Genomic DNA, 20,389 nt, shown 5'->3' with positions numbered 1-20,389 from the left:
GATGGAGGAGTGAGCGCCCTGAACGACACCCCCGTGGACACGCTGTCGTTCGAGGCAGCCCGAGACGAACTCGTCAAGGTCGTCGCCGAGCTCGAACAGGGCTCCCCCACCCTCGAGCATTCGCTCGCGCTCTGGGAGCGGGGCGAAGCACTGGCCGCACGATGCGAGGAGTGGCTCCTCGGGGCGAAGCGCCGACTCGATGCCGCCAGAGCCGCGGCATCCGACACCGAGACGCCAGGCGGACAGTCATGAGCAAGCAGACCACCGGGGCGCCCATCGTCGCCGAACTCGGTCGCCCCGAGACGCCGGATGAGACCGCCGCGCGCAAGGCTGCGTCCAGCAAGGCGTACCGCTCGAGTCAGACCTTCCGGAACCTCATCGCCGCCCTGCTGGTCACCGTCGCCGTGGTCGCCGTCATCATCTTCGCCGTGCCGCGTGGGGAACCGGTCGAAGCCGAACCGATCGACGTGGCCGGCATCGCCGAAGGCGTCGAATCCACGATGGACGGCCCCGTCCTCGTCCCCGAGCTGGGTGACTTCTGGCGCGCGAACTCCGCGAAGCTGCTCAGCGGCGCCACGGTGGTCTGGGAGGTCACCCTCGCGCCCGCCGCTCAGGACGAACGCGGCTTCATCAAGGTCGCCCAGGCGTTCGACGCCGACGTGTCCTGGGCACCGCAGCGCCTGAACGGCATCGCCCCCACCGACACCGTGCGCATCGGCGGACTCGATTGGGACGTCTTCGAGCCGAGCAACGCCGACTCGAACGCGAACGTCTCCTACGCCATCGGCACTCAGGCGGGCGACGACTACGTCCTGCTCTACGGCTCCCGCTCCGCCGACTCCACGGCCGAGCTCGCCGAGTCCCTCATCCCGCAGATCCGTGCCATCTCGGAGGCCTCATGACCCATCCCCTGACCCCCTCCGCGGCCTGGCAGCAGATGCAGGACGGGAACCGCCGCTTCGTCGCGGACGAGCCGCAGCACCCGAACCAGAACGTCGCCAGACGCAAGGACCTCACCGCCGCCCAGCATCCGGTGGCCACGCTCTTCGGGTGCGCCGACTCGCGCCTCGCCGCCGAGATCATCTTCGACCTCGGACTCGGCGATCTGTTCGTCGTCCGCAACGCGGGTCAGGTCATGGGCGAGTCGATCGTCGCGAGCCTGGAGTACGCGGTCGCCGTCCTGGAGGTGCCGCTGATCGTCGTGCTCGCTCACGACTCCTGCGGTGCGGTCCGCGCCGCCATCGACGGCACGGCGATCGACGCTGCCCCTCTCCCGCCGCACATCTGGAAGCTGATCGCGCCGATCGTCCCTGCCGCGCGCAAGGTGCTGGCCGAGAACGGCGGCACGACCGTCGCCGACATCGACGCGGAGCTGGTCGGCATCGAGCATCTGCGCAACACCGTTCGCGACCTGCTGCAGTCGTCCGAGATCATCAGCAACGCCGTCGCCGAGGGTCGCCTCGGCATCGTCGGAGCGAACTACCGTCTGGCCGAGGGTGCTGCCGTGCCCGTGATCACGGTCGGAATCGACGCCGACGGCGTCAACAACGAGGGAACCGACGTAACCAAGGAGGGTTCGGAATGACCGACACCGACCAGCGCAGCGGCGACGACTCGCTGCGCTACCGCATCGAGCACGACACCATGGGCGAGGTGCGGGTCCCCGTGAACGCGCTCTACGGGGCGCAGACGCAGCGCGCCGTGGAGAACTTCCCGATCTCGGGCAAGGGCCTCGAGTCGACACAGATCGCTGCGCTCGCTCGCATCAAGAAGGCCGCCGCACTCGCGAACAAGGAGCTCGGCACACTCGACGCCGCCATCGCCGACGCCATCGCGCAGGCCGCCGACCAGGTGGCTTCCGGGGCGCACGACGGCGAGTTCCCGGTCGACACCTATCAGACCGGTTCCGGCACCTCCTCGAACATGAACATGAACGAGGTGCTGGCGACGCTCGCGACGCGCATCCTCGGCGCGACCGTGCATCCCAACGATCACGTGAATGCCTCGCAGTCGTCGAACGACGTGTTCCCCACCTCCGTGCACATCGCAGTCACCCAGGCGCTCATCGACACGCTCATCCCCGCTCTGGACCATCTCGCGGTCGCCCTCGAGGCGAAGGCGGAGCTCTGGAAGGACGCCGTCAAGTCCGGTCGCACCCACCTGATGGACGCGACCCCGGTCACGCTCGGCCAGGAGTTCGGCGGTTACGCCCGTCAGATCCGCCTGGGCATCGAGCGCGTGCAGTCGGCCCTCCCCGCGTCGCCGAGGTTCCGCTGGGCGGCACCGCCACCGGCACCGGGATCAACACGCCGCTCGGCTTCCCGCAGAAGGTCATCGCGCTGCTCGCGGCCGAGACCGAGCTGCCCATCACCGAGGCGAAGGACCACTTCGAGGCGCAGGCCAACCGCGGCGGTCTGGTCGAGGCGTCCGGCGCGCTGCGCACCATCGCGGTGTCGCTGACCAAGATCAACAACGACCTCCGTTGGATGGGCTCCGGCCCCAACACGGGCCTCGGCGAGCTGCACATCCCCGACCTGCAGCCCGGCTCCTCGATCATGCCGGGCAAGGTCAATCCGGTCGTCCCCGAGGCGGTGCTCATGGTGTGCGCCCGCGTGATCGGCAACGACGCGACGGTCGCCTGGGCAGGAGCATCCGGTTCCTTCGAGCTCAACGTCGCGATCCCGGTGATGGGCACCGCGGTGCTCGAATCGATCCGCCTGCTCTCCAACGCCTCGCGCGTGCTCGCCGACAAGACGATCGACGGTCTGCAGGCCAACGTCGAGCGGGCCGCGGCGTTCGCCGGCATGAGCCCGTCGATCGTGACGCCGCTGAACAAGCTCATCGGGTACGAGGCCGCGGCGAAGATCGCCAAGCACGCCGTCGCGAAGGGCATCACGGTGCGCGACGCCGTGATCGACCTCGGCTACGTCGAGCGCGGCGACCTCACCCTCGAACAGCTCGACGAGAAGCTCGACCTGCTGTCCATGACCCACCCGGGCTGACCCCCGGAGCACGACCGGACGCCGCGCGGACTCGTTCCCCGCGGCGTCCGTCGTCTTCGTGATCGGGTCGCACACAGGAAACAGCGGATGCCGCGAGGTCAGACCCCCGGGGCATCCGCTGCCATCCGTCGTCAGCTGAGCTCTCCACCCTCCAGGAGCTCGGTGACGAGGGCCGCGATCGCCGAACGCTCGGAGCGCATCAAGGTCACGTGGCCGAACAGGTCGTGTCCCTTCAGCGTCTCGATCACGCTCGCGATGCCGTCGTGGCGTCCGACGCGGAGGTTGTCGCGCTGCCCGACGTCGTGCGTGAGGATCACCCGCGAGTTCTGTCCCATGCGGCTCAACACCGTGAGCAGCACGTTGCGCTCGAGCGACTGCGCCTCATCGACGATCACGAACGCGTCGTGCAGGGACCGGCCGCGGATGTGCGTGAGCGGAAGCACCTCGAGCAGTCCCCGCTCGATGACCTCTTCGATCACGTTGCCGGACACGACCGATCCCAGGGTGTCGTATACCGCCTGGCCCCACGGCCCCATCTTCTCGCCCTGGTCGCCGGGAAGATACCCGAGCTCCTGGCCTCCCACGGCGAACAGCGGGCGGAACACGATGATCTTCTTCTGCTGCTGACGCTCCAGCACGGCCTCGAGTCCGGCGCACAGGGCCAGCGCCGACTTGCCGGTTCCGGCGCGACCGCCGAGGGAGACGATGCCGACCTCCTGGTCGAGCAGCAGGTCGATCGCGATGCGCTGTTCCGCGGAGCGTCCGTGCATCCCGAAGATGTCGCGGTCGCCTCGAACCAGCCGATACTCGCCGTCGCCGGTGACCCGGCCGAGCGCGGATCCCCGCTCGGAGTGGATGATCAGGCCCGTGTTCACGGGCAGGCCCCGCGCCTGCTCGCTGATCCCCACCTCGCTCTCGTACAGGTCGCTGATGTCGTCGCCGGAGAGGTCGAGGGTGGATATCCCGGTCCACCCCGAGTCCACGGCCTGCTCTGCGAGGTACTCCTCGGCGCGAAGACCGAGAGATGCGGCCTTGACGCGCATGGGAAGGTCTTTCGACACGATCGTGACGTCCTGGCCGTCCTGCGCGAGGTGCATGGCGACCGAGAGGATGCGCGTGTCGTTGTCGCTGAGCCGGATGCCGGCGGGGAGCACCGAGGAGTCGGTGTTCGCGAGCTCGACACGGAGGGTGCCGCCCTCTCCCACCTCGACGGGGAAGTCCAGACGTCCGTGCTCGATGCGCAGGTCGTCGAGATGGCGGAGCGCCTGCCTCGCGAAGTAGCCGATCTCCGGATCGTGGCGTTTGCCCTCGAGCTCCGTGATCACGACGACGGGGATGACCACCGAGTGCTCGGCGAACCGGAAGAACGCCTGCGGATCGCTCAGCAGCACCGAGGTGTCGAGGACATACGTGCGCAGATCCTGGTCTGGATCGGCGGACGATGCGCGCCTCGACGTCTTACGGGTGGACTGCTGCGCGGTGCTGGCGGCCTGCTGCGCTGTACGTGTGGTCACGACCCACTCCCGACCCGGGGGAATCCCGGCTATTCGAACGAGTCGACCAGGGGGTCACGAGTCGGAGGCCTCAAGGTCGACTCGGTCGGGCGCCTTGCCCGATGCCTAGAACGTACGACCGCCCGGGGACTTAACCCGATCAAGACACGCCAGCGATTCGTTACGCGCTGATGAACGTCTCGTTGCCGAACGCGTGCAGGGTGTCGTCCAGGAGCTGCAAGGTCTCGGTGTCCGTCCCCGCGTGCGGAGCGATGCGCACAGACGCACCGCGCGCCGTGACCACCAACCCGGCGTTGGCGAGCGCTGCGGCCAGGCGTGCCGGTTCCTCCGGGGCGAGCGCGACGATGCCGGCTCGCTGCGAGCGTTCGCGCGGTGAACGGACGGCGATGCCGTGACGGTCGGCGATCTCGATCACGGCGTCGACCTTGTCGGCGAGGCGATCCTCGATCGCTGCGATTCCCGCATCGCGCACGTCGCGCGCCCCGATCGCGAGGCGTCCAGCCGCGAGGGTGTCGGGCTGGCTGACCGTGTACGCGCGCGCGGACGCCGCGGGTGCGGGAAGCTCGTCGACGAAGAGGCCGGAGGCGGTCGTCCCCGTGATCCCCGAGAGCAGAGGACTGATCCGCTCTCTGGCGCGTGGCGCGAACCAGGCGAAAGCGCTCCCCCGACCGGCGCGCAGCCACTTGTATCCGTGGCCGACCACCACGTCCGCCGGCGTGTAGTCGACGTCGATCACGCCGAAAGACTGCACGGCGTCGACGATCAACAGCCGGTCCGGACCGATGGCATCGCGCAGTGCGGCGAGATCGGCACGGTACCCGGTGCGGAAGTCGACATGGCTCACGGCGATCGCGACCACCTCATCGTCGAGCGCGTCGACGACGGCGTCGGCGGTCACATGCCCGTCGTCCGGGGTGATCCAGCGGGGTCTCACCGCATGGTCGGTCGCTGTCGCGGCCCGCTCGACGGTCAGACTCACGCTGGGGAATTCCGCCGTGCTGGCGATGACGGTTCCGGTGAGACCGTACAGAGCATGCATGAGACCCTGGGTGGAAGACGGCTGCACGGTGACGTCGTCAGCTTCCCCGCCGAGCAGCTCGGCGATGATCTGCTGTGCTTGCCCGACCCGCTCCGCGACAAGGGACAGCGACGAGGGTCGTCCGCTTCCGAGCAGGTCGGCGTCGGCGAACACCTCCGCGCGCACGGAGGGTGACAATGGGCCGAAGGCCGCCCAATTCAGGTAGCCGGGCTCGTTGTCGAACGTGTCGACATAGTCCTGAAACGTGCTCATTTCGTCATTGTGGCACGCTGACGTGGCCCCCGTGCGCCGCTCAGCGTCCGAAGCGACGGTCGCGATCCGTGTAGTCGCGTATCGCGCGGAGGAAGTCGACCTGCCGCAGATCGGGCCCCAGAGCCTCGACGAAGTAGAACTCGCTGTGCGCGCTCTGCCACAGCAGGAAGTCGCTGAGACGCTGCTCTCCGCTCGTCCGGATCACGAGGTCGGGATCCGGCTGCCCTCCCGTGTACAGGTGCTCGCCGATCATCTCGGGCGTGAGGTGGGCTGCGAGGTCCTCCATGGTCCCGCCGGATGCTTCGTGCTTGGTGATGATGCTCCGCACGGCGTCGACGATCTCGTTGCGTCCGCCATAGCCGACCGCGAGGTTCACATGCAGCCCGCTGTGGTCTTTCGTGCGTTCCTCGGCGTCTGCGAGGACCCGTGCGAGTTCAGGCGGCAGGATGTCGGAGCGCCCCACATGTTTCACCCGCCAGTTTCCCTCCTGCGACAGCGCTTCGGCGAGTTCCGCGATGATCTCGATCAGATCGGCGAGTTCCGCCGAATCGCGCTTTCGCAGGTTGTCGCTGGACAGCAGATACAGCGAGACGACGCGTACGCCCAGTTCGTCGCACCATCCGAGGAATTCGCGCATCTTCGCCGCGCCGGCGCGATGCCCGTCTGCCGGGGTGGCGAACCCGAGCTGACGAGCCCATCGTCGGTTTCCGTCGATCATCATCGCGACGTGGTGCGGCACCGAGGCCGGATCGAGGTGGCGACGCAGGCGACTGGTGTAGAGCCGATACAGCGGCCCTCGCACCGGGTTCTCGCGTGATATCACCTCCCTACGCTACCGTGCCGAGACTTTTGTCACGGTGTGCGGATGCTGGGTATATGTGCTCGGCGAGGAATGCGCATCCGCTTAGAGTGAGCACGTGAGCACACCCGAGTCCCCCGGTCCCGAAATCCCCGAGCTGCCGCTGCTCGACGCCGCGGCCGTGGACGCCGCGGTCGAGATCAAACCCACCTGGCGCGGCTGGATCCACGCCGCCACCTTCCCCGTCGCCGTCGTCGCGGGCATCATCCTGATCGTCGTCGCCGAGGGTGCGGCGGCGAAATGGGCCGCAGCGGTGTTCATGCTCACCTCCATGCTGCTGTTCGGCAATTCGGCGCTCTACCACCGCATCGACTGGTCACCCAAGATGAAGGTGCTGCTGAAGCGGATCGATCACGCCAACATCCTGCTGCTGATCGCCGGCACCTATACACCCCTCGCGGTCCTGGCACTGCCGCCCGCGAAGGGCGTGCTGCTGCTGAGCCTGGTGTGGGGCGGCACACTGGTCGGAATCCTGTTCCGCGTGTTCTGGATCAACGCGCCACGTTGGCTCTACGTCGCGCTGTATCTGCTGCTCGGGTGGGCTGCGGTGATGTACATCGTGGATCTGCTCGACGCCAATGTCGCGATGATGGTGCTGGTGATCGTCGGCGGACTCCTCTACACCGGCGGCGCGATCGTCTACGCGCTCAAGAAGCCGAATCCCTGGCCGGGGCATTTCGGTTTCCACGAGATCTTCCACGTGTGCACGGTTCTCGCCTTCCTGTGCCACTGGACGGCGTGCCTGCTGATCGCCCTTGCTCCGCTCTCACCATCGCTCGGCGCCCCGTAGAGGGCGCTCCTCGACCGACGATGTCCCGGTGCGCGAGGAACTCAGCGAGCGGGCGGTTCTTCGTCTCCGTCGTCCGGCGTCGCCCCTCGAGGATCGTCCGTCGCGCCTGTCCCGGCCTCGGACTCGCCTGCGGCGCGGGCCGCTTCCTCCGCGTCGAGCTCCTCGCGGACCTCGTCGCGATAACGGACCCGGCGGATGCGTCGGTTCATGTCCCAGATCAGCAGGATCACCGCGATCACGACCAGGACGATCGCGGCGAAGCCGACGAACCCCGGAGTGACGGAAACCGGATCCACCGTCATGCTGGGCGTCGGCATCGGAGTCTCGGTCAGAGAGAGCATGAATCGGCCTTTCGTACTCAGGTCGCATAACCTGGTAACCACCAGCCTAACGACCGGAAGACCCCCCCCTGTGACGACCGCGCAAGAGCTCGATGAACGCTATGGCCGAACCCGACGGCGGCGGACGCCCTGGATCATCGGCGGCGCCGTGGCCCTGCTCCTGGTCGGCGCGTTCGGCTGGATGACCGTCGCCCAGTCGATGAGCTCCGTCGATGCCGACGACCTGGGCTTCACGCTCGTCGACGAGCACTCCGTCGATGTGAGCTTCCAGGTCACCGGCGTGCAGGGCAAGGCCGTCGTCTGCGCCCTCGAGGCGCTCGATGAGGAGTTCGGCGTCGTCGGCTGGAAGATCGTCGAGATCGAGGCCGGAGACAGCCACTCGCAGGCACGTTCCGTGACCATCCCGACCGTGTCGGAGGCGACGACAGGTTTGGTGAACGCCTGCTGGGTCGCCTAGACTCGTGCCAGACAGACGACGCCCCGGCACCGTGCCGGGGCGTCTTGGCATATCCCCCGCAGCACGTCGGAGGGATCCGGAAAGAAGGAGCTTCGTCATGTCCACCGATGCTCAGGTTCCCTTCCTCACGCAGGAAGCGTATGACCGGCTCGTCGCCGAGCTGGAGCACCTGTCGACCGTCGGCCGCGACGAGATCGCCAAGCGCATCGAGGCGGCCCGCGAAGAAGGCGACCTCAAGGAGAACGGCGGGTACCACGCCGCGAAGGACGAGCAGGGCAAGCAGGAAGCCCGCATCCGCACGCTCGAGGGTCTGCTGAAGACCGCCAAGGTCGGTGAAGCTCCCGCGAGCCGTGGGATCGTCGAGCCCGGCACGGTCGTCACCGCCGTCGTCGCGGGCGGAGAAGAGGTCTTCCTCCTCGGCAGCCGCGAGATCGCCGTCGGCAGCGACCTCGACGTCTACAGCGAGGCCAGCCCGCTCGGCCAGGCGATCCTCGGCCTGAAGGTCGGCGAGAAGTCGTCGTACGAGGCGCCGAACGGACGCGACATCAGCGTCGAGATCGTGAAGGTCGAGACCTACACGGGCTGAGACGCATGCGAAAGCGCCCCCTCATCCGCGCGGACGAGGGGGCGCTTTCACGTGCGGCGCTGAGATTCAGTCCGGGACGAGGATGGGCTCGAAACCGGCCCGACGCAGCGTGTCGAGCGTGTGCTCGGAGTGCTCGGGACCACGTGTCTCGACGCTGAGTTCGAGGATGACGTCACTGATCTGGAGCCCGTGGCCGTGCCGCGTGTGCATGGCCTCGATCACGTTCGCGCCGGCCTCGGCGATGAGTTCGGAGACGCGGGCGAGCTGCCCGGGGCGGTCGGGCAGCGGGATCCGGATGGTGAGATATCTGCCCGAGGCCGCGAGGCCGTGCGAGACCACGCGCTGCAGCAGCAGCGGATCGATGTTCCCGCCCGACAGGACGGCCATCGTGGTCCCCGGCCCCGACACCTTGCCGGCGAGGATCGCCGCGACCCCTGCCGCGCCCGCCGGCTCCACCACGACCTTCGCCTGCTCCAGCAGGATGAGGATCGCGCGCGCCAGATCGTCGTCGGAGACCGTGACGACCTCGTCGACGAGATCCTTGATGATGTCGAACGGGATGTCGCCGGGGCGCGCGACCAGGATGCCGTCGGCGATCGTCGGACGCGTGACGATGTCGACAGGCTCACCGGCCGCCAGCGACGGAGGCACCGCCGCGGCGTTCTCGGCCTGGACTCCGATGATCCGGACCGTGCGCCCGAGTTCGGCGGCTCGCGCCTTGACCGCTGCGGCGACACCGGCGATGAGCCCGCCACCGCCGATACCCAACACCACCGTGTCGACGTCGGGGGCGTCCTCCAGCAGTTCGAGTCCGAGGGTTCCCTGACCGATCACGACATCGCGGTGGTCGAACGGGTGGATCAGCACCGCGCCCGTGCGGTCGGCGAACTCGGCGGCGAGACGGAGCGAGGTCGCGACCGTCTCCCCTCCAGCACCACCTCGGCCCCGTACCCGCGGGTGGCGAGGAGCTTGGGGACCGGGACGCCGAGCGGCATGAAGATCGTGGCGGGGATGCCGAGCGCCTGTGCCGCGAGGGCGACTCCCTGAGCGTGGTTTCCTGCCGACGCCGCGACCACACCCCGCGACCGCTCCTCGGCGCTCAGACGCGAGAGCCGGTAGGCCGCGCCGCGGATCTTGAAGGAGCCTGTGCGCTGAAGGTTCTCCATCTTCAACACGACGGGTCCGCCGTGGATGTCGGAGAGGGCTCGCGACGGCAGCGTCGGCGTGTGCGAGATCACCTCAGCCAGACTCTGAGCAGCGTGCTCGAACTCGGTCAGGCTGGGGACTGCGCTCATCGATTCCTCCGTCTCCGCTCGCGCGGAACTGTGCTCCAGATAAGGTCGCCGCTCGGACCGGCGCCCGTGCGCCACGACCCCGAGCTGATGGTCACGGCCGCGACGTTGACGAAGGCCGCCAACGGAACGGCGAAGAGGGCGCCGGGGATGCCGGCGATCATCGCTCCACCGGCGACCACGAGGACGACGGCGAGAGGATGGACCTTGACGGCGGAGCCCATCATGATCGGCTGCAGGATGTGCCCCTCGATCTGCTGGACCGCCAGCACGACGACGAGCATCCACAGGGCGATCCAGGGACCGTTGTAGACGAGCGCGAGGAACACCGCCACGGCTCCGGTGACCACGGCACCCACGATCGGGATGAAGGAGCCGAGGAAGACCAAGACGGCGACCGGGAGCGCGAGGGGCACCTGCAGGAGGAAGGCCCCGAGCCCGATGCCGATCGCGTCGATGGTCGCGACGAAGAGCTGTGTCCGCGCGTAGTTCACGATCGTGGTCCACCCGTTGCGGGCGGCGCCGTCGACAGCCGGCCGCGCCTTGCGCGGGAAGATCTTGACGGTCCAGCGCCAGATGCCGGCGCCGTCGGCCAGGAGGCAGATGAGGATGAACAGCGACAGCAGCGCGCCGGTGGCGACGTGGCCGACGGTCGTCCCGATGGCCAGAGCGCCGGTCCAGAGCGCCTGCGTCTGCTCGGTGAGGAAGTCGAGCCCCTGTTGCACGTAATCGGCGATCTGCGTGTCGGAGAGGCTCAGCGGCCCCTCGTGCAACCACACCTGGAACTGGTCGAAGGCCTCGGTCGAGCGCGCCTGGACATCGGGCAGCTGCGCGCGCACCTGCCAGACCACGAGCCACATCAGCCCGGTGACGATCGCCGCCGTGCCGATCAGGAGATCGCGATCGCCAGCCAACGCGGGAACCCGCGCCGCAGCATCCAGGAGAACGCGGGCCACAGGAGGGCGGTGATCAGGATGCCGACCATCAGCGGGATGACCAGGAGCTTCAGCAGCATGACCAGCCAGATGAAGACGCCGATCGCCGCCGCTATCAGGAGCAGGCGCCAGGCATAGCCCGCCGTTATCCGCAGCGGCAGAGGCACTGCCTCGTCGGCCTCGGTCGTCACGGTGCGGTCGGTGGAGACCGGGCGCGGACGGAAGAGATCTCGCAGCCGGGGTCGCTGGTCCTCGCTCATCGCCCAAGTCTACGGTCAAGCCGTATGCCGTTCGACGCATCCTTCATCGAACATGACGATGTCGGCGGCCGGAGATACCCTGGCGACGTGACCGACACCCTCAGCTCGACTCAGGCGCGCCGCATCGCGCTGGCCGCTCAGGGTTTCACGCGCGCCCGCCCCTCGACTGTCACCGCACGTCACGTCCACCGGGTGATGGACCGCCTCGGGGTGCTCCAGATCGATTCCGTCAACGTGTTCGCCCGTTCGCACTACCTGCCGCTCTTCTCGCGGTTGGGCGCGTACGAGCCGGCGCTCCTCGACCGGGTCTTCCTCTCCCGCACCACGCACTACGTCGAGTACCTCGCTCACGAAGCGACGTTCATCCCGGTCGCCGACTGGCCGCTGTGGCGGTTCCGCATGGACGACTTCCGGCGGAAGTGGACCGACGCGGACTCGTGGATGAGCACCAACGCTCGGACGGTGCAGTGGGTGCAGGACGAACTGCGCGCCCGGGGTCCGCTGCGGCCGGCTGACCTCCGCGTCGATGTCCCCCGAGAGCGCGGAACCTGGTGGGACTGGGACGAGGTCAAGCTCGCACTCGAGCACCTCTGGCGGACCGGCGATGTCGCCGTCAGCGGACGCAAGGGTTTCGAACGGACGTATGCGCTCGCCGAGCAGGTCATCCCCGAGGGCATCCGCTCGAAGGAGATCTCCCGCGCGGATGCGATCCGGGAGTTGACCCGCCGCGCGGCCCGCTCGAGCGGCGTCGCAACGCAAGCCGACCTGGCCGACTACTACCGGATCCGCGACAGAGCGGCGGTCGCCCGGTCGATCGCCGATCTCGTCGATGCAGGCGAGCTCCACCCCGTGCACGTGCGTGGCTGGGAGCGTGGCGGCCGTCCGCTCGCCGCCTGGCGGCACCACGAAGCGGTCCTTCCCCGGAGGGTCGGGACGGCCGCCGTCCTGACCCCGTTCGATCCGGTGGTCTGGTTCCGCGACCGCGCACTCCGGGTGTTCGACCTCGACTATCGCATCGAGATCTACGTGCCCGCCGAGAAGCGCAAGTACGGCTATTACTCGCTCCCGGTGCTGGTGGGAGACAGGATCGCGGCACGCGTCGATCTCAAGGCCGACCGCGCGACCGCGACGTTGCAGGTGCAGTCCGCATGGTGGGAGCCGCAGGCGCGTCCCGGCGACGCCGAGGCCATCGCGAGCGAGCTCGCCCTCGCTGCGGCATGGCAGGGCCTCGAACATGTGTCGGTCTCCGGCTGGGGCGATGCGACGGCGGCGCTGCATGCGGCTCTGACGGCACACGCCACCACCTCCGTGCACCGACACCTGCACGCGCGGGAGACCGCCCCATGAGTCGACGTCGGTGGGCGCTGATCGGGGCTGCGGCGGGTGTCGCGGCGATCGCGGCCGGTGCGGGGATCTGGTTCGCGGCCACGCGCTCACCGACGCCGCAGGAAGCCGCCCTGGGCTATCTGCACGCTCTCGAATCAGGGGATCCCTCCGCCGTGGAGGACACGGGCGTCGACGCATCCCCGACGGCGCTCGATGCGTTCGCTCACGCGAGCGCTCACATCGAGGATGCCGCGGTGACGTCGGTCAGCGAGGCCGACGGCGCGCCCGGACAGCGCGTGACCGCCGAGATCACGTTCCGACTGGGTGGAGACGAGCACGCCGCCGCGCTGACCCTCGTGCCCGCGAGCGGACGTTGGATTGTGGACGCCTCCGGAATGGGCGCCGTGACGGCCACGGCGAGGATCGGCTCGTTCGTGACCATCGGCGACCAGACGGTTCCGGTGGGCGAAGAAACGCTTCTCCTGCCCGCGGCCTATGAGGTCGCGGCTGCACCATCACGACTGCTCGATGGACGGGGGACGGTGGTCGCGCTGCCCGGCGGATCCGCGGAGGTCGACGTCGAGAGCACGCTGCGTCTCGAGGCCACGACGGCGGCGCAGAAGACGCTCGACGCACAGCTCGCCGCCTGCACGGAGCCGGCCGAGACGATGCCGGAGGGCTGCGGCATACGGATCCCCTGGGGGACGGAGTTCCGGTCGGTCTCCGAGATCCGTTATCGCGTGGAGCAGCTACCCGTGCTCACACTGTCAGACGACGGCTTCGATGCGGTCGGGGGTGTGCTGGTCGCCACGGTGAGCGGGACCGGTCAGGACGACGCGGAACGAAGCACGACGTATCGGACGACGTCGTGGAGCGTGCGCGGAGACGTGTCCTTCACGGATGACGACCTGGTCCTCACCTCGTGGTGAGAGCGCGTCGCGTCAGAACTGCACCCGCGGAGGCTCGGAGATCGCGCTGCTGTCGGCGACCTCGAAGAACTCGCGCTCAGTGAAGCCGAGGCCCTTGGCGAAGAGGTTGTTCGGAAAGACCTTGATCTTTGTGTTGAGCTCGCGCACACCACCGTTGTAGAACCGGCGCGCGGCCTGGATCTTGTCTTCCGTGTCGACCAGAGCCTGCTGCACCTGGAGGAAGTTCGTGCTCGCCTGAAGCTGCGGGTACGCCTCGGCGACCGCGAAAAGACTGCGCAGGGCCTGCTGGAGGTGCCCTTCCGCGATGCCCGCCTCCCCCGGACCGCCTGCCGACAGCGTCTCGGCCCGTGCACGGGTCACGTTCTCGAACACGGCCTTCTCATGGGAGGCGTAGCCCTTGACCGTCTCGATGAGGTTCGGGATGAGGTCGGCCCGTCGCTTGAGCTGCACGGTGATGCCGCTCCACGCCTCGTCGACGCGCACCTTCAGCTGCACCAGCGAGTTGTACGTGGCCCACAGATAGATGCCGGCGAGCAGGATCACTCCGACAACGATCAGTACCGGCACGAGCCATTCCATCAGAGGCCCACCCTTCCTCGTGTTTCTCTCATCCTAGACGCGCACCCTGCACGTGGACTGGGCGCGCGCGACGGGTATCGTGCCCTCTCGGATCACGAGCCGAGGACCCGCTCGAGATAGCGGTTCGCGAATCGCCGGTCGGGATCGAGGCGGTCGCGCAATGCGACGAAGTCCCCGAACCGCGGATAGCGATCGCGCAGCGTCTCCTCCGTCAGCGTGTGGAGTTTGCCCCAGTGCGGGCGTCCGCCGAACTCGAGCATGATCTCCTCCACGGCGCCGAAGTACTCGGTCGGGTCCGCGCGCCAATAGCGGTGCACGGCGATGTACGCGCTCGCGCGCCCGTAGGCGGTCGACAACCAACGGTCGTCTTCGGCCGCGAAACGCACCTCGATCGGGAACTCGATCCGCCATCCGCGGCGGGCGATGAGGGCGCGGACCGCCTGGAAGGCGGGCACGACGTTCTCGACCGGGAGCGCATACTCCATCTCACGGAAGCGCACCGTCCTGCTCTGGATGAGCACGCGGTGCGAACGCTCGGTGTACTCGCGATCCCCGGTGAGCTTCACCGCGAGACGGCTGAAGGGCGGTGTGATCGCCGGAGCGACCTGCCCGGCAGCGCACACCGCGCGGTACACGCCGTTGGACAGCAACGTCTCATCGATCCAGCGCCCGATGACCGGAAGCGGCCGACGCACGGTCGACTCCGGCAGACGCGTCTGACGCTTCGTCAGAGCGACGTCGGTGTGCGGGAACCAGTAGAACTCGAAATGGTCGGCTCCGGCGACGCGCTCGTCGAGCGTCTCGAGCACGTCGTCCAACGGCGCCGGTTCGTCGATCGCGTGCATCACGAAGGCGGGTACGCACTGCAGAGTCACCTCGACGATGATGCCGAGTGCGCCGAGTCCGAGAGCCACTGCCGGAAGCAGCCCGCTCTCGTGTTCGTCGTCGATGCGGAGGAACTCCCCGGCGGCCGTGACCATCGTCACCCCGACCACCTGGGTCGCCAGGCCGCCGAACGCCGCCCCGGTGCCGTGGGTACCGGTCGAGATCGCGCCGGAGATGGACTGCCGGTCGATGTCGCCGAGGTTCTCCATCGCGAGTCCGTAGGGCGCCAGCAGCCCCGGGATGCGATGCAGCCGCGTACCGGCGAGCAGTGTCACACGCCCTGTGGCGGCATCCGCCGAGACGAGGCCCTGCAGGTCGTCGAGCTCGAGCAGGACCCCGGGCGCGACCGCGATTCCCGTGAAGCTGTGCCCCGCGCCGACGGCCTTCACGGTGAGGCCGTGCTTGACCGCTGCGATCACGGCCCGCTGCACCCCCTCGGGACTCCGCGGACGCTCCACACGCACCGGACGAACCGAGGCGGATCGGCCCCAGTTCTGCCAGGAGCCGCCGATTCTCGTCACAGGAACGCCTTTCCCTCGCCGCGATACGTCGGGAGTTCGTCGATGACCTGCTCCCCCGATACCAGGTGATACCGGTCGATCCGCTCCGCGGGCTCGCCGCTCTTGGCGTGTCGGAACCAGACACGATCCCCCACGCCGAGCGACGTGGCCGCGGGACCCTGCAGCGGGGTCTGCACCTCGCCCGCCGCTTCGCGCGGGAGCGTCCGCAGCCCCGCGGGCCAGACCGGCAGGGGCTGACGGGAAGCGACCGGGGGCCGGACGCGATCCACCCTCCACCGAGCACCGTGGCGATGTCGACCGCCGGGCGTCGCACGACATCGAAGGCGAAAGCGGAGGCCGGAGCCGGGCGGAACGAACGGTATCCGTCGAAGAGGTGCCCGCCCAGAAGACCGCTGCCGGCGCTCGCCTCGGTGAGCGACTCGTCGCTGCCCGTGAACTCGAGCGACCCCGTGCCGCCGCCGTTGAGGAACTCCATCGGCGCGATCGCGGTGACCGCCCCGACGATGTGCGCCCGCCGATCGCGCAACTCGTTCCGCGATCGCGCCTGCACCATGCGGATCAGCGGGGCGTCCGCGCCGGCATCGTCGCCCTGCCCCGCGATCTGCGCGTCGTACATCTGCAGACCGACGAGGCGGAATCCCGGTCGCGCGACGACCTTCCTGGCGAAGGCCGCGACCTCCCCGGGCTGAAGAGCGCTGATCGACGCACGCCGATGTGCCCGAGGAGGGACGAGCGCCACGAGGCGTCCACGTCGATCGCGACACGGATCTCGGGGCGTGCCGACGGACCGGCGACGCTGTCGATCAGGTCGAGGTGCACGAGGTCGTCGACCATCAGGGTGATGCGCTGCGCCGCCTGTTCGTCGGCGAACAACCGCTCGAGGCTCGCCCGGTCCACGGTCGGGTACCCGATCACGATGTCGTCGTGCGTCTCTGCGAGCCAGAGTGCCTCTTCGAGCGTGAACGCGAGGATCCCGCGGAATCCCGGGAGCTTCAGCACCGCATCGAGCACGGCACGGACACGCACCGACTTCGATGCCACGCGGATGGGGAGACCGCCTGCACGGACCAGGAGGTCCATGGCGTTGTAACGGAGGGCGTCGCGGTCGATCACCGCGACGGGCGCAGGCAGGTGCCCGGTGGCGGCCGAGAGGCGCGGCCAGTAGCGAGCCGGGTCCTCCCACTCGGGAGCAACAGAGGACGCACCGTGGACGGGGCTCAGTTCATCGATGAGGTCGAGCACTCCCCCACCCTAAGGCCTCCTCGTATTCCGGATCACGTCCCGCGGCACCGGGTCGCACCTGCAGCGCGGCGATAGGCTGGCGGCGCGGCCCCCGTAGCCCAATGGCAGAGGCAGGCGACTTAAAATCGCTTCAGTCTGGGTTCGAGTCCCAGCGGGGGCACCCGGTGGAGGCGGCGAGACACGGCGCCAAGTCGCCCCGGTCCCTCAGTCCTCCTGCTCGGTGAGAGCCTTCTTCGCGCCCGCCGCCTCCCGCACGCGTCGCACGACCAGGACCACGAGTGCGACGGCGATCGCCGTGTACACGACGTAGTCGAGATAGCCGAGGTAGTGCTCCAGCTGTTCGTGCTGTGTGCCCAGAGCCGCCCCGACGCCGATGAGCAGCGTGTTCCACGCACCGCTGCCGATGACCGTATACACGCTGAAGGTGATCAGGTTCATGCGGGATGCGCCGGCCGGGATCGAGATGAGGCTGCGCACCCCTGGCACCATGCGCCCGACGAGCACCGTCCAGCCGCCGCTGCGGACGAACCAGTCGGACCCCCGCTCCAAGTCGGACCGACTCACCAGTCGTGTCGCGGCCAGCAGCCGCACCGCCCTCTTCATACCGATCGCCGCTCCGAGGCCGTAGAGCAGCAGGGCCCCGAGCCAGGAGGCAAGGGTGCTCCAGAAGATCAGCCAGCCGAGGTGCAGATCTCCGCTCTGGCTCAGGTACCCCGCGAACGGCAGGACGACCTCGCTCGGGATGGGTGGGATCAGAACCTCGAGGAACACGAGGACGCCGACCCCGACATCGCCGAGGGCGGTCAGGACGTCGGCGGCGAAGCCGGTGAGGCCCGTGAACCCGTGGTCGGCGGTGCTGGCGAGGCTCATCGATCAGCGCCCGAAGATGTCGCCGAGCCCGGGTATCCCGAGGTCGCCGAGCCGCTCACCCCACCCGCTCGCCGCATCGCCGATTCCCGACACCGCTTCCCCGGCTGATCCCATCAGATCCCCGGCCCCGCCCGCGAGCGACTCGACATCGATGCCGGCGGCCAACGACTCGACGTCGACGCCCTCCGCCAGCGCGCCGAAGTCGACGCCGATGTTCGCCGCCTGCTCCAGCAGAGGTCCTGCGACGCTGCTGAGGACTGCTCCCCGGCCACGACTCCGAGCATTCCGACGGCCGCGCCACCGGCGGCGACCGCAGCACCCCCGGCACCTGCGCCCCGTGCCCGCGACAGCAGACCACGCATCCGGCCGGGCTTCATGGCCTCTGCGCGCCCGGCGGCACGGGCCAGGTCATCCGGCGACGAGGACCGCGGACGCTCGCCCGGCTCGAACTCCTGCCGCATGCGGGCTTCGACGAGCGCGCGCTGTTCCGGAGTCAGGCGCGCGAACGCCTCGCGGTGGATCTGCTCGACGCGCTGCGGATCCGCCGTCCGAAGCAGGTAGTCGTAGCGGGCGATCGCCGCCCGGTCGACGTCGGTCGCGGTCTGCGCGTTCCGTGACGTCCCTGGTGCCGGAGGCGCATACCCGTCGGCGACAGGCGCTGCCGTGTACGTGGAGCGCGACCGCTCCCCGGTGCGGCGGGTGGCGCATACGGGTCGCTTGACGCCGGAGGTCGCCGATCGGACGGCTCGCCCTGCCCACGGACGGCATCGACGGCGCCGCGGAGCATCCCGCTCCAGTCCGTCGACCGGGCTCCGTCCGACGAGTGCGAGCCGCGCCCGGAGCTCTTCTCGAGTGCGTCGGAGGCGATGCCCATCAGGCGGGAGAGCTTTCCCATGGTGTCCCTTTCGTGGGGCGAGCCACCGGGATCCATGGCGCCAGGACGACGGCAGGGGTTTCTCGGCGACCCGCAGTGCGGGTGCCAGGTCTCTTCCACCCTCGCGGGCCAGCGGGCCGGAGCACGTTCTCATGCTCGTAATGACGACGACGCTGCAGACGGGAATACTCCCCTTGCACCGGTGACGTTACCGATCCCACCTGTGCGTCGCCTCGGAGACGCGCCGCCGGAACGACGATCGGCCCCGGGCGCAGTGCGCTCCGGGGCCGATCTCGAGGTGCGTCGTGGACGACTACTTGGCAGCAGCCTCCGCGGGCTCAGCGGCCTTCGAGGCGGAAGCCTTCTTCGCCGCAGGCTTCTTCGCGACGGGCTTCTTCGCGACGTCCTCGGCCGCAGCCGCAGGCGCAGCCTTCGCCGCAGGCTTCTTCGCGACAGGCTCTGCCTTCGTGGCCGGAGCAGCATCCGCAGCGGGCGTCGCCGGCGCGGCCGGACGGGGACGAGCGGCGAACTCCTCGAAGACGTAGCGCGGGTTCTGCACCGTCTCGAGGTTCACCAGGTCGCGACCGAGCCACAGGTTGTTCCACCAGCCCCAGATGACGCGGAACTTGCGCTCCCACGTCGGCATCGCGAGACCGTGGTAGCCGCGGTGCGCGACCCAGGCGACGAAGCCCTTGAGGGCGATCTTGCCGGACTGGAAGACGCCGTTGTACAGGCCGAGACCCGCGACGGCGCCGAGGTTCTTGTGGAAGTACTCCTTGGGGTTCTCGCCACGGAGGACGGCCACGAGGTTCTTCGCGAGGAGTTTCGCCTGACGAACGGCGTGCTGGGCGTTCGGCACGCAGAAGCCGCCGACGCCACCACCCGAGAGGTCGGGGACAGCCGAGACGTCACCGGCCGCCCAGGCGCCTTCGACGAACTCCTCGGGGGTGCCGACGCGGAGGTCTGCACGGGTCTGGATGCGGCCGCGCTCCTCGACGGGGAGGTCACCGCCGCGCACGACGGTCGGGTTGGCCATGACCCCGGCCGTCCAGACGATGACGTCGGTCGGGATGACCTCGCCGGTGGAGAGCTCGACGTTGCCGTCGATGGCACCCGTGACCTGGGTGTCGAGGTGCACGTTGGCGCCGCGCTTCGCCAGGTCCTTGAGGACCCACTCGCTGGTCTTCAGCGACACCTCGGGCATGATGCGGCCCATCGCCTCGATGAGGTGGAAGTGCGTGTCCTCGAAGCTCAGCTGCGGGTACTTGCCGACGAGGGAGGAGGCGAGCGAGCGCAACTCGGCGAACACCTCGATACCCGCGAATCCGCCGCCGACGACGACGACGGAGAGCAGACGGTCGCGCTCGGGGCCGGCAGGCAGCGACGCCGCCTTGTCGAAGTTCGACATGACCTTGTCGCGGATCGCGACGGCCTCCTCGATCGTCTTCAGCCCGATCGCGTTGTCGGCGATGCCCGGGATGGGGAAGGTGCGGGAGACGGCGCCGGCGGTGACGACGATCTGGTCGTACGCGAACTCATACGAGTCACCCACCGGGGGTGTGATCGTGGCGACCTTCTGCGCATGGTTGATGTTCGTCACCTTGGCGGTGATGACGTTGGTGCGCTTGAGGTGACGGCGGTGCGCGACCACCGAGTGCCTGGCCTCGATGGAACCGGCGGCGACCTCGGGGAGGAACGGCTGGTACGTCATGTAGGGCAGCGGGTCGACCATGGTGACGTCGGCCTCGCCCTTGCGCAGGTGCTTCTCGAGCTTCCACGCGGTGTAGAAACCTGCGTACCCTCCGCCGACGATCAGGATCTTGGGCACAGTGCTGT

At 68.8% G+C, this 20,389-nt stretch carries 17 protein-coding genes, 1 tRNA gene and 4 pseudogenes; 10 read left to right on the top strand and 12 right to left on the bottom strand.

Annotated elements, in window-relative coordinates; genetic code table 11:
* Positions 1-9: 9 nt before the first annotated feature.
* The 4 genes and pseudogenes from K1X59_RS06995 (at position 10) to K1X59_RS06980 (ending at position 3,002) form a co-directional block, all read left to right on the top strand.
* Complete coding sequence (locus tag K1X59_RS06995; RefSeq protein ID WP_183152274.1) at positions 10-252, top strand: exodeoxyribonuclease VII small subunit; 243 nt, start codon at positions 10-12, stop codon at positions 250-252.
* Positions 249-902, top strand: a complete 654-nt coding sequence (locus tag K1X59_RS06990; protein ID WP_183152273.1) for a DUF4245 family protein — start codon at positions 249-251, stop codon at positions 900-902. The genes K1X59_RS06995 and K1X59_RS06990 overlap by 4 nt, the downstream gene beginning before the upstream one ends.
* On the top strand, positions 899-1,585 hold the full coding sequence (locus tag K1X59_RS06985) for a carbonic anhydrase (RefSeq protein ID WP_183152272.1): 687 nt from the start codon (positions 899-901) through the stop codon (positions 1,583-1,585). Before K1X59_RS06990 ends, K1X59_RS06985 begins: the two co-directional genes overlap by 4 nt.
* Positions 1,582-3,002: pseudogene (locus tag K1X59_RS06980) on the top strand (class II fumarate hydratase). The gene K1X59_RS06985 and the pseudogene K1X59_RS06980 overlap by 4 nt, the downstream one beginning before the upstream one ends.
* A 131-nt stretch (positions 3,003-3,133) precedes the next feature.
* Here the strand turns inward: K1X59_RS06980 and K1X59_RS06975 are convergent.
* The 3 genes from K1X59_RS06975 to K1X59_RS06965 all read right to left on the bottom strand — a co-directional run bounded on the left by K1X59_RS06975 (position 3,134) and on the right by K1X59_RS06965 (position 6,627).
* Positions 3,134-4,516: a PhoH family protein gene (locus K1X59_RS06975; protein ID WP_183152270.1), complete on the bottom strand. Its 1,383-nt coding sequence runs from the start codon at positions 4,514-4,516 to the stop codon at positions 3,134-3,136.
* A 160-nt stretch (positions 4,517-4,676) separates the two neighbouring features.
* The gene (locus tag K1X59_RS06970) at positions 4,677-5,807 is read right to left on the bottom strand and encodes an aminotransferase class V-fold PLP-dependent enzyme (protein ID WP_183152269.1); all 1,131 of its coding nucleotides are present in this window, start codon (positions 5,805-5,807) and stop codon (positions 4,677-4,679) included.
* Positions 5,808-5,847: 40 nt separating this feature from the next.
* Entirely contained in the window at positions 5,848-6,627 is a 780-nt protein-coding gene (locus K1X59_RS06965) for an isoprenyl transferase (RefSeq protein WP_183152774.1), read from the bottom strand.
* Between the two features lie 97 nt (positions 6,628-6,724).
* On the opposite strand from K1X59_RS06965, the gene K1X59_RS06960 reads away from it, so the two are divergent.
* Entirely contained in the window at positions 6,725-7,456 is a 732-nt protein-coding gene (locus K1X59_RS06960) for a hemolysin III family protein (RefSeq protein ID WP_396652580.1), read from the top strand.
* 41 nt (positions 7,457-7,497) lie between these two features.
* On the opposite strand, the gene K1X59_RS06955 is transcribed toward K1X59_RS06960, so the two are convergent.
* On the bottom strand, positions 7,498-7,797 hold the full coding sequence (locus K1X59_RS06955; protein ID WP_183152268.1) for a hypothetical protein: 300 nt from the start codon (positions 7,795-7,797) through the stop codon (positions 7,498-7,500).
* A 70-nt stretch (positions 7,798-7,867) separates the two neighbouring features.
* Here K1X59_RS06955 and K1X59_RS06950 point away from each other — a divergent pair, with 70 nt between their 5' ends.
* Both K1X59_RS06950 and greA read left to right on the top strand, forming a co-directional pair.
* Entirely contained in the window at positions 7,868-8,254 is a 387-nt protein-coding gene (locus tag K1X59_RS06950) for a DUF4307 domain-containing protein (RefSeq protein WP_183152267.1), read from the top strand.
* Positions 8,255-8,351: 97 nt separating this feature from the next.
* Positions 8,352-8,840: a transcription elongation factor GreA gene (gene greA, locus K1X59_RS06945; protein WP_183152266.1), complete on the top strand. Its 489-nt coding sequence runs from the start codon at positions 8,352-8,354 to the stop codon at positions 8,838-8,840.
* Positions 8,841-8,906: 66 nt separating this feature from the next.
* On the opposite strand, the pseudogene ilvA reads toward greA, so the two are convergent.
* Together ilvA and K1X59_RS06935 are read right to left on the bottom strand one after the other, a co-directional pair.
* Positions 8,907-10,135 (bottom strand): annotated as a pseudogene (gene ilvA / locus K1X59_RS06940) (threonine ammonia-lyase).
* A pseudogene (locus tag K1X59_RS06935) lies at positions 10,132-11,327 on the bottom strand (AI-2E family transporter). The pseudogenes ilvA and K1X59_RS06935 overlap by 4 nt, the downstream one beginning before the upstream one ends.
* 87 nt (positions 11,328-11,414) lie before the next feature.
* Here K1X59_RS06935 and K1X59_RS06930 point away from each other — a divergent pair.
* Together K1X59_RS06930 and K1X59_RS06925 are read left to right on the top strand one after the other, a co-directional pair.
* Positions 11,415-12,674, top strand: a complete 1,260-nt coding sequence (locus tag K1X59_RS06930) for a winged helix-turn-helix domain-containing protein (RefSeq protein WP_220174076.1) — start codon at positions 11,415-11,417, stop codon at positions 12,672-12,674.
* Positions 12,671-13,582 (top strand): hypothetical protein, encoded by a 912-nt coding sequence (locus K1X59_RS06925; protein ID WP_183152265.1) that lies wholly within the window; start codon positions 12,671-12,673, stop codon positions 13,580-13,582. Before K1X59_RS06930 ends, K1X59_RS06925 begins: the two co-directional genes overlap by 4 nt.
* Before the next feature lie 12 nt (positions 13,583-13,594).
* Here the strand turns inward: K1X59_RS06925 and K1X59_RS06920 are convergent, their stop codons facing one another.
* The 3 genes and pseudogenes from K1X59_RS06920 to K1X59_RS06910 form a co-directional block, all read right to left on the bottom strand.
* Positions 13,595-14,161, bottom strand: coding sequence for a LemA family protein (locus tag K1X59_RS06920; protein ID WP_029262976.1), 567 nt, complete (start codon positions 14,159-14,161; stop codon positions 13,595-13,597).
* Between the two features lie 92 nt (positions 14,162-14,253).
* Entirely contained in the window at positions 14,254-15,567 is a 1,314-nt protein-coding gene (locus K1X59_RS06915) for a D-arabinono-1,4-lactone oxidase (RefSeq protein WP_183152264.1), read from the bottom strand.
* A pseudogene (locus K1X59_RS06910) lies at positions 15,564-16,809 on the bottom strand (alanine racemase). The gene K1X59_RS06915 and the pseudogene K1X59_RS06910 overlap by 4 nt, the downstream one beginning before the upstream one ends.
* Before the next feature lie 87 nt (positions 16,810-16,896).
* Between K1X59_RS06910 and K1X59_RS06905 the strand changes: the two are divergent.
* Positions 16,897-16,969, top strand: a tRNA-Leu gene (locus K1X59_RS06905).
* A gap of 44 nt (positions 16,970-17,013) precedes the next feature.
* Here K1X59_RS06905 and K1X59_RS06900 read toward each other — a convergent pair.
* The 3 genes from K1X59_RS06900 to K1X59_RS06890 form a co-directional block, all read right to left on the bottom strand.
* Positions 17,014-17,679 carry a DedA family protein gene (locus K1X59_RS06900; RefSeq protein ID WP_183152263.1) on the bottom strand — a complete coding sequence of 222 codons (666 nt, stop codon included), beginning with the start codon at positions 17,677-17,679 and terminating at the stop codon, positions 17,014-17,016.
* Positions 17,680-17,792: 113 nt separating this feature from the next.
* Complete coding sequence (locus K1X59_RS06895) at positions 17,793-18,707, bottom strand: hypothetical protein (protein ID WP_258567144.1); 915 nt, start codon at positions 18,705-18,707, stop codon at positions 17,793-17,795.
* 159 nt (positions 18,708-18,866) lie between these two features.
* Positions 18,867-20,381, bottom strand: a complete 1,515-nt coding sequence (locus K1X59_RS06890) for an NAD(P)/FAD-dependent oxidoreductase (protein WP_220174194.1) — start codon at positions 20,379-20,381, stop codon at positions 18,867-18,869.
* Between the last annotated feature and the right edge of the window lie 8 nt (positions 20,382-20,389).

Origin of the sequence: Microbacterium sp. Se5.02b, assembly GCF_019464375.1 — a bacterium.
Taxonomy (GTDB): Bacteria; Actinomycetota; Actinomycetes; order Actinomycetales; family Microbacteriaceae; genus Microbacterium.
This window is presented reverse-complemented; position numbering and strand designations above follow the sequence as displayed.